We start from the raw sequence: 13,770 nt of genomic DNA on the forward strand, positions 1-13,770 counted from the left end.
GTTAACCCCGGCTGCAGCCTCCTTATGAGGGATTCTCAAGTGAAACCTGTACATTTCTATAACAAGTAGAAACGGCTTTGCCGTCCTTTTATAAGGACGGTACCGTTTCAGCGAGAAATAGAAGGATAATTGATAGCGTGAAGCAAATAAATTCTTATATTTTTATAAAAAAAACGGCCCCTTCATATTAATGAAGGAACCGTATACTTAAAAATGGATGTCGTTCGTTCTCTCTTAGCCTTGGCTGCCGATCAGAACATAACGCAGAATAATCAGAACAGCCAGTACCCACATCATCCAGTGGATATCATATTTCTTCTTGCCAGCCACATTCGCTACGCAAGCCAGAATAACATAAGTGACAATCCCGAATGAAATACCATTAGCGATGTTGTAAGTGAAAGGCATAATAACAAAGGTCAGGAAGGCCGGGATCGCCAGGACCATGTCCTGGAAATCAATGTCGCGGATGGATTGGGCCATCAGGACACCGACAATAATCAGTGCAGCGGCTGTTGCAGGGCCGGGAATAAGCGCTACAATCGGAGCCAGGAACAATGCGAGCAGGAAGCACACACCTGTAGTTACTGCAGTCAGACCCGTACGTCCGCCTTCAGCTACACCGGCAGCACTCTCAACATAAGCAGTGGTTGTGGAAGTACCCAGCATCGCACCACCGGCAACGGCTACTGCATCTACAAACATGGCGTTACCAACACGTCTTTTGCCTTCTTCAGCATCCTTCATGATTCCTGCACGTTCAGCAGTACCTACAAGTGTACCGAAGGTATCAAACAATTCTACAAAGGTAAAGGTAGCAATTGCGGAAACGATACCGGTGTGCATAATGCCTTCCCAGTCGAATTCCCAGAAGTTGAGCTGCGTGAAGTCCGGAATCCAATGGGCTTGTGAATCATTAATGGAACTGAAATCTACAGCGCCCATCAGGATCGCAGCCAGCGTAGTACCCAGAATACCGAACAGGATTGCGCCGCGTACGCGCAGCACCATCAGGATGGAGATCAGCAGCAGGCCGATGATTACGAGCTGAACATCGGTGTTCTCCAGGCTGCCCATATGAATTACAGTCTCGAAGGAAAGAACATCCGTGAATTTATTAGCGGCAATGTCATTACCGGCTTCAACGCCGATCGTCATCAATCCGCTGTTCTTCAGGCCAATAATAGTGATGAACATCCCGATACCGACCGTGATGGCATGCTTCAGGCTGTCAGGAATTGCGGTAAGCAATATTTGCCGGACCCGGGTAACGGTCAGCAGGATGAAGATAATACCGGAGATAAATACCGCAGTAAGACCCATTTGCCAGGTAAACTCATGTTCGGTGGTTGCCGAAGACAACACTACGGAAGCAAAATATGCATTAAGGCCCATACCAGGTGCCAGAGCTACCGGGAAGTTAATGAATAATCCCATGGCAATTGTGAAAATACCTGCTGCAAGTGCTGTAGCCAGGAATACGGAATACCAGCCCATATCAATGCGGCCAAAGGCAGTCAGGGTATTGGGATTAACCGATAGGATATAAGCCATTGCCATAAACGTGGTCAAACCGGCCATGATCTCTGTGCGTACTGTGGTGCCGTTCTCTTTCAACTTGAAAAAGCGATTCAAATTGTTCTCCCCCTAAGGTGTATGTTATGCCATCACAGCAACAGAAAAGCCGGCATCTGGGAAGACACCGGCCCGAAAAAAGAGATTCTTGTCCGGCATATCCGGTGTTAACCGGACTTCCAGCTAAGCTGCTCTTCTTAATCGTAGCCAGGTCATTACGGTGACCTCGTAGAGACTTCCGGGCCAATCCCCGGAATTATACGAATATGTATTTGCTGTAGCGCTTTATCATTTTAGGTGTATATGACATGAGTTGTCAATGGTAAATACGAACATTAAGCGTAAGGTTCATACAATTGTTCGTAAATCGAACATTTTCATGACAAATTCCGCTTGGTTCAGGGATGATCCGCCAAACCTCGCGGTATAAACGCGGACGGTACTGTACTCAAGCCAGGTTATACACGTATGGTGGAGCGCTAAGCCGGATAGCCGGGTGGCATCATTTTCTGTGTATAGCATTTGACTGTCCTTGTGTTTGTATGCGGAGCAGAAAAGAGAAGTTTCTCAAATAGAAACGGCATGCCCATATATCAACAAAAAAGCCGGAAACGCCAAGGTAGGCGTTCCGGCTCCGGAATTTGATAGTCAGCTGTTACTGAGACCTACTCCCACTCAATCGTTGCAGGCGGCTTCGAAGTAATGTCGTACACGATGCGGTTCACGTTATCGACTTCGTTGACGATACGCACGGAGATTTTCTCCAGAATATCCCACGGAATACGTGCCCAGTCTGCGGTCATTCCATCTACGGAAGTTACAGCGCGGATACCTACGGTATAGGAATACGTACGCTCGTCACCCATAACGCCAACACTCTTCATGTTAGGCAATGCGGTGAAATACTGCCAGATTTCGCGGTCGAGACCGGCTTTGGCAATCTCTTCACGCAGGATAAAGTCCGAATCACGAACAATAGTCAGCTTCTCTTCGGTTACTTCACCCAGTACACGGATGGCCAGACCCGGACCCGGGAAAGGCTGACGCCAAACGATGGCATGCGGCATGCCGAGTTCCTCACCCAGCTTACGGACCTCATCTTTGAACAGGGTGTTCAGCGGCTCGATCAGACTGAATTTCATATCTTCAGGCAGCCCGCCTACATTATGGTGGGACTTAATCGTCTGAGCCGTTGCTGTACCGCTCTCCACGATATCTGTATACAGCGTGCCTTGCGCCAGGAATGAGAAATCACCCAGCTTGGCCGATTCTTCGTCGAAGCAATAAATGAATTCATTACCGATGATCTTACGTTTCTGTTCGGGATCGGAAACACCGGCCAGCTTGCCGAGGAAGCGGTCACGGGCATCGATTTTGACCACATGGATATCGAATTTGCCGACAAAAGTCTCCATAACGCTCTCCGCTTCACCTTTGCGCAAAAGGCCATGGTCAATGAACATACAAGTCAGCTGGTCGCCGATGGCACGGTGAATCAGCATAGCCACAACAGAGGAATCTACACCGCCGCTGAGTGCGCAGAGCACTTTTTTGTCGCCGACTTTGTCGCGGATATCCTTAATGGCATCGTCAATAAACGACTCCATCGTCCATTTGCCCTCGCAGCCGCAGACCTCATACAGGAAGTTCGAAATCATCTCATTCCCGTTCACAGAGTGGCGCACCTCAGGATGGAACTGTACGGCGAAGAATTTGCGTGCATCGTTGCTCATAGCTGCGATTGGAGCGCTCTCTGTCCCGGCATCCAGCTTAAAGCCTTCCGGAAGCTCCACGACATGGTCCCCGTGGCTCATCCATACGGTCTGATTGCTCTCAAGACCTGCTGCAAGCACGGACCCTGGCGAGAATTCCACATCCGCTTTGCCGTATTCCCGCTTGGATGCGCGCTCTACCTTGCCGCCCTGCTGCTGGGCCATCAGTTGCATCCCGTAACAGATTCCGAAGATCGGAAGTCCGAGTTCATAAATCGCCGGATCTACATGTGGTGCATCCTCAGCGTACACACTGCTTGGCCCGCCTGAGAAAACAATCCCTTTTGGCGACAGTGCCTTAATCTTCTCCATTGGTGTATTGTACGGCAGAAGCTCGCTGTATACCCCCAGGTCCCGAATTCTGCGCGCGATAAGCTGGTTATACTGTCCCCCGAAATCCAGAACAACGATAATTTCATTTGGCTTGTTCATTACTTGCCTCCCTTGATTATTGGATTCATTATACTCATGGTTAATTCTCAGCGTCAAGGAAAGGAGACGTCTCATGGACAAGGATTCTTCCTATATGTGGCGGGGGCTGGGCGATTCGGAAGAGCATGGAAAATCACGTATCCAGATCTTGGAACCGGTATCCGCTTCCACGTTTGCATAGTGAGGATAGGTGTGACGTTACCGCTGCTAACAAGTGATTTTCTCTTTCATGATTGCCGTCATATGCTGGACAGAACAGAGGGCTGGCCTGCGGGCGTACATCAGGAAAATTACTATGAACTAACTAATACGCCGAACTCACTAATACACCGGAAAACCAACTAATACGCCGGAGCTATACTTTTGCAGCCCTCCAGGGTCACGCTGTACTCTCCGGGGCGCCGCACAGCAGCAAAGTGAGCTCACTTAAGTTCCCCTGTAAAGAAAGGGCTAAATGTTGTAAGTATTACAACATGGATTCATGAATACTGAGGGATTTGTAACAATTGTTGTATGAAATGCAGGAATTGATGCGCTTAACCGCCTGATTACGGGGAAATGCTGCTTTTTATACAACAATTTCTGATTAGGCTCGTTATTATGAGGAGATTGTTGTATTTGGTGCAGGATTTCAGTTGGCATCCAAGTTCAGCTTAAATATTGATGTAAATGAAAAGGCGCTCGCTGCATTAGCAGTGAACGCCTTTTATCTTATCGGGTCAGACGGAATGTAATCGTCAAACATCTGGCAATGAACGCGGCAGCGTCATTGGCTTCCGCATCCTTGGCAGAAGCGTCGGAGCGCAAGGGCGGGACCGGTACGGCTGCGCCGGGGCGCGGGGAATGCGGGTCCGCGCCGGAGGTGCCGGGACGCGGGGGATGCGGGTCCGCGCCGGATGCGCCGGGACGCGGGGGATGCGGGTCCGCGCCGGGGCGCGGGGGATGCGGGTCCGCGCCGGATGCGCCGGGGCGCGGCGATTGCGGGTCCGCGCCGGATGCGCCCCGGCGCGGGGGCTGCGCTCGGGCGGCAAGCCCGCCCGCGCATCCGCTGTACGCCAGGGTTTCCCACTGGCGTACGAAGTCCCGGACGGCGGCGCGCAGCCGCCCGTCCTCAATGGCCAGGGAGTCTGCGTACTCCCTGGCGGTAACCCCGGGCAGCGGCGGCCCATACCGCGCCGCCAGCCCGTGCCAGGCCAGAGCGGCGGCGCGAAGCTGCCGCTCACGGCTTAATCTGCCGGCGCGGCGCACCGCCGGCAGCAGGGCCAGGCAACGCCGCCAGCGGATGGCGGCGGCCAGCCCCAGCGCCGCAGCGGCAAGCGGCGCCGGAGCCGTGCCGCCCGCCTGAGGCAGGGCGGCGGACAGAGCGTCCGCGAGCTGCGCAGCGGACATGCGGGCTCCCGGCGGCGCGGATGCAGCCGCCGGGTTCGTCTCCGCCGCGCCTGCGGCAGCGGCGGAGGCAGCAGGCGTGGGGTCGAAGGGGACCCAGCCGGCGCCGGGGAAATAGACCTCGACCCAGGCGTGGGCATCGCCGCCGGTCACATTGTAGCGCTGCGGCATGGAGCCGGCCACAAGCGTCCCCGGGCCGTAGCCCTGGACGTAACGGGCCGGAATGCCGCTGCTGCGCAGCAGGACCGTCATCGCCGTGGCGAAATGCACGCAGTATCCCTGCCGGGTCCCGAAAAGGAAATCGTCGGCGAAGTCCGCACCGGGCGGCGGCACTCGGGTTTGCAGGGTGTAGGTGTAGCCGGTTTGCAAATAATCTGCAACCGCAGCAGCGGCGTCATAACGGTTAGCCGCAGCAGCGGTAAGCTGCTCTGCCAGAAGCTTCAACCGCTCCGGCACGGCTGCGGGGAGCTGCAAATACAGATTGCTCACCCGCTCAGGATCAATCCCCTGCAGCTTGCGCAGCACAACCGGATCACTTTCCGGAAGCACGGACTTCACCGTATATTCCGTTAACTTGGCGGACCCGGAGACCTCCGGCAGCCGGAAGCTGCTCTTCTCGCCGTTCGCAAGGACATAACCAAGCTGGCTCCCATCAGCCAGCCGGATATTCTGTACATCGACTGCCGTGCCTGCGCTGAAGAGAGGAAGCCCGCCGGATGAAGGCTTGGCGAACTGAATCCGCTGAATGAGCGGCGCTGGCCCGGCCGCTTCCGGCTCCGCAACCGGGAGGCTCGTTAAATTAAGCGGTTCATAGGACACCCCGCTTCTGATCCAGCGGCGGCCGTCATAATAAGCTATGCTTTCTCCCCGCCAGTAGGACGGACGGGCAGCCGTTACGCTAAAGACGGCCTCTCTGCTGGGCGACAAGGGCATTCCCAGCTCCCCGTCTCCCGCACTGTAACCGGTGCTGGCCGCCTGAGGTCCGGCAGATTCTCCGGGCCTTTGCGTTTCCGCCCAATTCTCCAGCTTGTTTAGAACCGGCTGCAGTGTAATGGGAACCACTGGCCGGGCACCAAGTCCCTGCCCGCCTATCCAGGCTGCCACCGTCACGGCCACCGCTGTAGAGAACGCCCATATTCCCCAGCGGGCGTAAGGAAGAGCGTGGCTTCCTGTCCGCTCCTGCAGACGGAGCAGTCCGCTTAATGACCGCATCCAGAGAATCAGCCCCGCTGAGACCAGTACATCACCGGACGTATCGACAGCATAGACCATATCTAGCGCCAGCAGATATACCAGGGTTACACCTGTAAATAAGGTGATACTTCCCCTGTAAAGAGCCAGCTGCTGGACAGATGACACTAACAGGCCCCAGCCAAGCACCAGAATCAGCAGCCGGCTGTTCTCACTTAAGGCAGAAATCCGGCCTGACAGGAGCAGGAGGGCATCCTCACGGATATCTGCTGCATAGAGCCGCAGCCAGGCTGCCCCCTCCTGTTCCGCGCACATGTAGAACCAGGTCAGGAAGATCAGGAGGAACTGCCCGCAGGCCTGCAGAAGGCGGGGAAGCTGAATGCATCCCCATAACAGCAGTCCGGCAGCCGAGAGCATCAGGAGCTTCAGAAGCTCGGCGGTATCCGCCGATGCGGCCAGCCGCTTGAGCGGCAGCAGCCACAGGGTGAACATCCCCATAATAGCCAAAGAGAACAGCCCGCGATAATACAGGGGACTGCTCTCCCTATTATCGGCGAAGCTGTTCTCCGTACTTTCCGCTTCCGGCTGCCGGCTGCCCCCTGGAGAATTCATAGGGCCCCCTAAGTCTGCTGGCGTAACCCTAGTGGGATGTCGGTTGGCCCGGATATCCATAATACTCCGCCCCCTTGTACCCTTGTGCAGGAGAGACATCGTTCAGACAATGGATCCGCGCACCGAGCCGCATCAGACTTCCGGCTATAGTGCCCGATGTACGCTGCTTGCCGCCGGAACCCGGGCTATACTTAACAGCCGGATAACTCTCTATAGGCTCAGGGAATCCTTCCCTGGCCTCCTTGGTTCCGGTTGAACTCCGTACCGGATCTTCCGCCGGTCCTCCCCCCGGAGAGGGCTGATCCCAGACATAATACAGCTCGACCTTAATTCCCTGGACCAAAAAGCGGGCAAGCGTCCGGGCAGACTCTTCTTCAAGCCGGCCGGTAATGACAGACACCGTCATGCCGGGAATCCAGCCCCGCGAAGCATCCTCCAGCAGCCGGCTGAGACTCTGTGAGCCGGATGGGGATATTTCCATCAGCAGGTCTTGTACCCTGCCGGGGATTTGACCCAGGCCTTCATGTCTGGCCATCCCTTCCGGCCAGCCGCCGCTGAAGAGCTGCAGGTAACTGCTGGAACGTTCGGCAGAGAGAAGCAGTCCCATTGCCGCCGACACCGCCCGTTCAAAAGCAGGCATAACCGTTCCGCGCTGCCCGCGTGGTACCAGGGCACCGTAAGGAACCTCATAATCCTCCGGAGAGTTGGCAAGCACGATACAGGTCATTTGCCCGGCTTCCCGTTCAGGTACTCTGCTCTGCAGGGTTCCCTTGCGTGCGCTGTTCTTCCAGTGAATCCGGCTGAGCGGATCACCGGGAGCATAGTCACGGATATCCGCTGCTTCTGCACTGCCCTGCTTCCCCCGTCCGGGAAGCATCCGGTCTCCCGGCATTACACGGTTATCCGGCAAGCTGCCGGCCAGATACAACGCCTTCGGGAGCACCTTGAAGCTCTCCTTGCCGCCCGGCTGACAGCCGCCTGTGAACAAACCAGGCAGATCCCCCCAGGTGACACCGCAGCCGTAAAGCTGGTGGACCCCTCTGGGAACAGACTTCAGTTCATACGAATAAGTGAAGGAGCGCCGGAATCCGGGAAACAGCAGCTCCTGATGGCTGCCTTCACTCCAGTAATCGGCAACAACTATCCAGGGAAGCGGGATCTTGGAGACAAAGCTGATCTGTACCTTAACGGTAACGGTATCCCCGGCCAACGGGCGTGCGGGAGTTATTGTGCGGAGAACGGCTACCCTCCGTGGACCGCAGAGATGCATAAGCAGCCCGCCGCACATTACAATTACGCCAGCCGTCAGAAGCAGCAGCAGTGATTCTCCGCCCCGCCACAGATATAACCCTAAGACTGCTGCGGTTAAAAGCAGCATCCGCGCCCACTCCTGTACAGTGCTGCGGACACGCCGGCGGGACAGGAACGCAGCCGCAGCTTTCCCGGAACTATCCCGCTTTCCATGCTCATATTTGATCTGATCTATCAATGATGAAGAGGACAAGGATGACACCCTTCTTTCGGTCATAGACTAGCTCCCCCGCCTGCCCGCAATATCACTGGCTATTCGGCTTCGGGGAGCCTATTACTATCTATTCTTCCCATCAAAAAGGGTGCCCAGACATTCAGCGAATTCTTTTTAGCCCCGCCTCTCCCGGCTATTTATATCAACGGCTGACACATCGGTTCAAAGTGCCTTCACTCTGCGTTCTTCTACATTTACACTGGCCGCAAGCGGCGGATGTCCTGTAGCTTCGAGCAAATCCCGCAGGGATACCCATAGGGAAGAACCAATGAGCTGTATCTCTGCAGTCTTGAGCTCCACCGCACCGTCCGGCTGGACGACTTCCATCTGCTGTTTCTTTGAATTTACATTCACTTTCCGCCCATTCCAGCTTACCAGTCCGCTGCGGGTAGCCGTATCCCAGCCGACTTGCCCGCCCAGCCGCTCCACGGCGGTACGGAGAGGCACGAAATATTGCCCGTTTCTAAGGTTGTACTCTCCAGGCTTCAGGATGGTTTCCAGCCTGCCTACCTCCAGAGCAAGCGGTTTGCCGGGTGCAAACAGTTCAGCATTCGGAACAATATTCGCCGAGATCCAGGCTTTGGACGGCTTCACCCGCTGCAGTGCCGCTGCCTGAGCCGACACTCTGAACTGTACCGGCTCACTCTGCGCATTAAGTAAGCCGAATTCATAACCGGCGGCTTTGTAGCGTTCAATAATGGCGGGCAGCGCCTTGGCACTCTGCTCATGGCCCGACCCGTCATGCAGCAGCAGGACAACACTCCGGGAGTCCAGATCAGCAACCGAATGCTGCAGGATCTCTGCGGCGGGCACTCCCCGGCGGCTGGAGTCTCCGCTGTCTACAGTCCAGTCCATCACCTCATAGCCCGCCTGCTTCAGCAGATAAAAATAAGTATTGTCAAAATGGCCAAAGGTACCTCCCGGTGCACGGACCAGCTGCGGACGAACCCCTGTAATGCCTCTGACCGTTTCCTCTGTCTGTTTGATCTGACGCCAGAACTCCGTGAATCCGCTATAGAGATCATGATAATTATGGTTATAGGTATGATTGCCGATGGCATGCCCCTGCTCCCAGATGGCATTGACCAGCTCGGGGCGGCTGGCAGCTTGCTCCCCCAGCACGAAGAAGGTAGCCTTCACTCCCTGCTCCTGCAATATCTGGAGCACCCGGGGAGTAACCGCACTTGGCCCGTCATCGAATGTAAGGTAGACGACCCGTGTTGCCTTGCTGCTCTTGGCTTCCTGATTAGATGTGCCCGCAGCGGCGGATACTTTCTGTAGGGTAGAAGCCTGCGGATCGGTGGCAAGTGTATAAGCTGAACCCCCTGAACCGTGGGGCTGCAGCGGCTCTGCTTCAGCATTCTTGACTGCAGCCGGCGGCAAATCTTGCACCGGGACTTCCGGAGGATTATTCTTAGAGAGTAAAGATGCTGCACTGCCTGCTTCAGCCTGCAGGGAGAAGGTCCTCCATGAAGCCGGGGATTGCCCCTTGCCCCCAAGGGCTGACATACTTAGAAGCACTGCCATAACAAGCAACCCGCGGATCATAACCCGGCGGATAGGATTTTCCCGGCTTTCCTTCATCTTCTCTACCTCCAGCATTCTATTGGCGATTTGACGCCATTTGGTAGATTGTATGAAGACAAGCTTCAGAATAGAATCAGGCGCGCCGCCTTCGGAGAGTGATGAATGTATGGAAATGCTGAAATGGATACAGGAATTGTTCGCCAGCTATGGATATAGCGTATTGTTCTTTGGGCTTTTGCTGGAATTCATTGCTCTTCCTTTTCCCGGAGAGACTACCATGGCCTTCGCCGGGTTTCTGTCCTACACCGGGAGGCTGGATTTCTTCACGCTGGTTATCGTAGCTTTTGCAGGGACCACAGTTGGCATGACCATTACTTATTTCATTGGGCTTAGGGCCGGGCTGCCCTTCATCCAGCGTTACGGCAAATGGTTCATGTTCTCTCCGGCCAAGCTGGAAAAGACCCAGCGCTGGTTCGAGCGGTACGGCAGCGTGCTGATCTCCATCGGTTACTTCGTCCCGGGTGTCCGCCATTTCACCGGCTACTTCGCCGGAATTATCGCACTGCCTTTCCGCAAATTCGCAATGTACGCCTATGGCGGCGCCTTGTTCTGGGTACTGTTATTCCTGGGTATCGGCAAAATCTTCGGACCGCAGTGGATGGGCATTTTCCACTTAATCGAAACCTACGCCCTCTGGATTGCCCTCTTCGCCGCAGCCATTGCTGCGCTGATTGTGATGTACCGTTACCGGAATGCCATCCTTCTCCGGCTGTCCCGGCGCAAATCCGCTGCTCCGCTGGAGACGAAGGTCAAAGTCAAGGTCAAGGTCAAAGAAACCTCCAAGAGCCGCTGATTCTTTCAGATCATTAAGGCCGTGACTCCCTGTACCGCTTATTCCATTTGCTGCGCAGCAGGTAATAACCTCCCAGCAGCAGCGCAATCCCAGCAAAACCCGCCCCGCCCGCGAATCCCAGCATTCTGGGCTCCACATCATCAAGCATCCAGCCTGCCCCTAGCATAGACAGACCCAGCAAGGTTCCGCTTACTGCCGCCAGCAGGCCGAATACGGCCGGCTGCAGCGCGGGCGGCGTTTCTCTCATCACCAGCGTATCCAGACAGGCATTGCCAATCCCTCCGGCCAACGATAACAGAATGTACAGCAGAAATGCTGCAGCGAAATGACCGCTGCTGCTAATCATCATGAGCAGAATGCCCTCGAGCAGCAGACCGCCCAGTGCTACCGCTAAGAGCCTTTTGCGGAATAAACGCCCGGCAAAGAAACTCAGGCTGAGCCCGATGCCAAGTGCTGCGTAGAACGCCCCCACTCCGCTGTCTCCCGCATGAAATACCTGCACAGCATATACGCTGATCAGCACATTATCCCAGCCATTGATCACCGGCACCAGCAATTCATAACAGAGCACAATCTGCAGTGCCAGACTGCCTCCAAGGACTGTGCGCAGCGCCCGCCGCCGTGTCCTTTTGACAGACAAGCCTATGGTATGGTTTCCGCCTTCAGCATGCGGTGTTGACTCCCGGCCGGCGTCTCCGGCAAGTGCCTGCTTGGGATAATGAATCCCCCTTATCAGCAGTCCGGCCGCCAGGAACGACACAGCATTCATAACAAAGGCCATGTCCGGACCGAAATACAGCGAGACAATCCCTCCCGTAAAGGCGCCAAGAATCAGCACGCAGCCGTTCAAAAGCTGTTCCAGCCCGTTGATCCGCAGCAAATCCTCCGGCGCCGCCAGCAGCGGGATGGAAGATTTGCGCACCGGACTATAGATGGCTTCACCCGCTGCCATCACAAAGCTGCCGGCATACACCAGCCACAGCATATGCTCCCCGTCTACCCAGAGCAAGGACAAGGCTACCGGGACACGCAGGAAATCCACAGCCATCATGATTGTTTTGCGCGGCAGTCTGCCAGCCAGTAACCCTCCAAGCGGTGCCATGAACAGATAAGGCAGCACCCGCACGCCAAGCGATATCCCTACGGCCATACCCGACCCGGTCAAATGAAGAACCAGGGCCAGCATAGCAATACTGCTGAAACGGTCGCCGATACCATTGATTAACCCGGCTGCAAACAGCCTTTGATAGCCTTTATTGCGTCCCGCAAGTGATCCTGCATTTGTGCTCATAATATTAGCCCCTCATTAAATTATATAAATATCTAATTAGATGATAATATAACATGCAATTTGGAGCAATGCTTTATTTCAGACAATTTGCTAAGCTTAGACCATTAACCTGAAAGAAAGCAGGTGCATTTCTGTGAAAATAGACCGTCTCCTCTCCATTGTCATTCTGCTGCTGAACCGCCCGCTGATTCAGGCCAAGGAGCTGGCCGATATGTTCGAAGTCTCCGTACGCACCATCTACCGCGATATAGATAGCATTAATACCGCAGGTATTCCCGTCGTCACATATCAGGGGGCCGGGGGCGGTATCGGCCTCATGCAAGGCTACCGGCTGGACCGCAATGTGCTGTCCGAGCGTGAGCTGGCCGATATCTTCGGTGCACTGCAAAGCGTCTCTTCTTATGGCGGTGAAGGGCACCAACTGTTAATGGAGAAAATCAGCAGTGTGATCCCGCCTTCCCAGACTGCCGCCTTCCGCAGCAAAACCACCCAGATGATCGTTGATCTCTCCCCTTGGGGACTGATGGGCCCTTTGGAGGAGCGGATCAGCCTTCTTAAAGAGGCGCTGGAGGAAAATACCGTCATCGCCTTCGAATATATCTCGGCCGAAGGCCGGGCAAGCACGCGTACCGTTGAACCCTACACCCTTGTACTCAAAGGACAAAGCTGGTACTTATACGGCTTCTGCACAGAACGCCGGGATTTCCGGCTCTTCAAGCTGCTGCGGATGAAAGCGCTGGTGAAGGAGAAGCGGCATTATACCCGCCAGGATCTTCCGCTGAAGGAGCTGCCCTGGACGGACGGCTGGAAAGAACCGCAGCATATCCAGCCGATCCGGCTGCACTTTGCACCGGAAGGCAGGCATCTTGCGGAAGAGTATTTTGACTCTGAGGAGCTTCAGCAGGATAGCAGCGGCGGGTATACCCTTACCGTAAGTTATCCCGAGAACGATTGGCTGTACGGCTTCCTGCTAAGCTTCGGAACCGTGCTGGAGGTGCTTGAGCCGGAACATATCCGCCGGAGAATAGGCGAGCTGGCCGGAGGCGTTGCTGCCAAATACGCCTCCAGCCTCCCGCAGCCGCAGCCGGCACACCCTGCTGAATAAAGAAGGGAATACTATCTTTTTTCCATAACCCGCACATGAACCTGAATCTATGCTGTCAGGTTTGCCGGCTTATACTGGACCGGAAGAGGCGGCAACACCGCCTGAACCAGAACCCTGAGGAGTGTGCACTATGGAAACGGCGTCAACGAAACAAACGGAGGGCTTGTTCTGCCAAAGCTGCGGAATGCCGGTTAACGAAACTGAGCTGCAGGGCAGCGACAAGGAAGGCAACAAAACGGAGGAGTATTGTATCTACTGTTATGAGCACGGTGAATTCAAGCAGCCGGACATCACTCTGCAGGAGATGACCGATCTCTGTGCCGGGTACTTGGTGGAGGAAGGAATGGATGAAGCTGCCGCCCGCCAGATGCTGGGGTATTCCCTGCCGCAGCTTAAGCGCTGGAGCACGGGAGCCGGGGTTAGCTGAGGCTGTAAACGGACAACAAAAGGACTACCCGCAAAACCTTTACGGCTTTGCGGATAGTCCCTTTTTTAATATAA

At 55.2% G+C, this 13,770-nt stretch carries 9 protein-coding genes and 1 riboswitch; of the genes, 3 read left to right on the forward strand and 6 right to left on the reverse strand.

The annotated features are described in order from the left end of the window. Positions 1-234 precede the first annotated feature (234 nt). The 5 genes from MHI42_RS17210 to MHI42_RS17230 form a co-directional block, all read right to left on the reverse strand. Positions 235-1,635, reverse strand: a complete 1,401-nt coding sequence (locus MHI42_RS17210; protein ID WP_340990490.1) for an NCS2 family permease — start codon at positions 1,633-1,635, stop codon at positions 235-237. A 124-nt stretch (positions 1,636-1,759) separates the two neighbouring features. Next, a riboswitch (purine riboswitch) is annotated at positions 1,760-1,859 on the reverse strand. 381 nt (positions 1,860-2,240) lie between these two features. Next, positions 2,241-3,779, reverse strand: a complete 1,539-nt coding sequence (gene guaA / locus MHI42_RS17215) for a glutamine-hydrolyzing GMP synthase (RefSeq protein ID WP_171719925.1) — start codon at positions 3,777-3,779, stop codon at positions 2,241-2,243. 711 nt (positions 3,780-4,490) lie between these two features. Beyond that, positions 4,491-6,968, reverse strand: coding sequence for a transglutaminase domain-containing protein (locus MHI42_RS17220; protein ID WP_342424573.1), 2,478 nt, complete (start codon positions 6,966-6,968; stop codon positions 4,491-4,493). A 28-nt stretch (positions 6,969-6,996) separates the two neighbouring features. After that, a complete protein-coding gene (locus tag MHI42_RS17225) occupies positions 6,997-8,496 on the reverse strand; it encodes a DUF58 domain-containing protein (protein ID WP_342424574.1) in 1,500 nt (499 codons plus the stop codon). Positions 8,497-8,655: 159 nt separating this feature from the next. Continuing rightward, a complete protein-coding gene (locus tag MHI42_RS17230) occupies positions 8,656-10,077 on the reverse strand; it encodes a polysaccharide deacetylase family protein (protein WP_342424575.1) in 1,422 nt (473 codons plus the stop codon). 109 nt (positions 10,078-10,186) lie between these two features. Between MHI42_RS17230 and MHI42_RS17235 the strand changes: the two genes are divergently transcribed. Then, positions 10,187-10,873 (forward strand): DedA family protein, encoded by a 687-nt coding sequence (locus MHI42_RS17235; RefSeq protein ID WP_340948091.1) that lies wholly within the window; start codon positions 10,187-10,189, stop codon positions 10,871-10,873. Between the two features lie 13 nt (positions 10,874-10,886). Here the strand turns inward: MHI42_RS17235 and MHI42_RS17240 are convergent, their stop codons facing one another. Further along, positions 10,887-12,164 carry an MFS transporter gene (locus MHI42_RS17240; protein ID WP_342424576.1) on the reverse strand — a complete coding sequence of 426 codons (1,278 nt, stop codon included), beginning with the start codon at positions 12,162-12,164 and terminating at the stop codon, positions 10,887-10,889. A 133-nt stretch (positions 12,165-12,297) separates the two neighbouring features. On the opposite strand from MHI42_RS17240, the gene MHI42_RS17245 reads away from it, so the two are divergent. Both MHI42_RS17245 and MHI42_RS17250 read left to right on the forward strand, forming a co-directional pair. Beyond that, on the forward strand, positions 12,298-13,269 hold the full coding sequence (locus MHI42_RS17245; RefSeq protein ID WP_171719930.1) for a WYL domain-containing protein: 972 nt from the start codon (positions 12,298-12,300) through the stop codon (positions 13,267-13,269). Positions 13,270-13,399: 130 nt separating this feature from the next. Then, complete coding sequence (locus MHI42_RS17250) at positions 13,400-13,696, forward strand: zinc ribbon domain-containing protein (protein WP_171719931.1); 297 nt, start codon at positions 13,400-13,402, stop codon at positions 13,694-13,696. The last annotated feature ends 74 nt before the right edge of the window (positions 13,697-13,770 follow it).

The organism is Paenibacillus sp. FSL E2-0178 (assembly GCF_038593005.1).
GTDB classification, from domain to species: Bacteria; Bacillota; Bacilli; order Paenibacillales; family Paenibacillaceae; genus Paenibacillus_AQ; species Paenibacillus_AQ phytohabitans.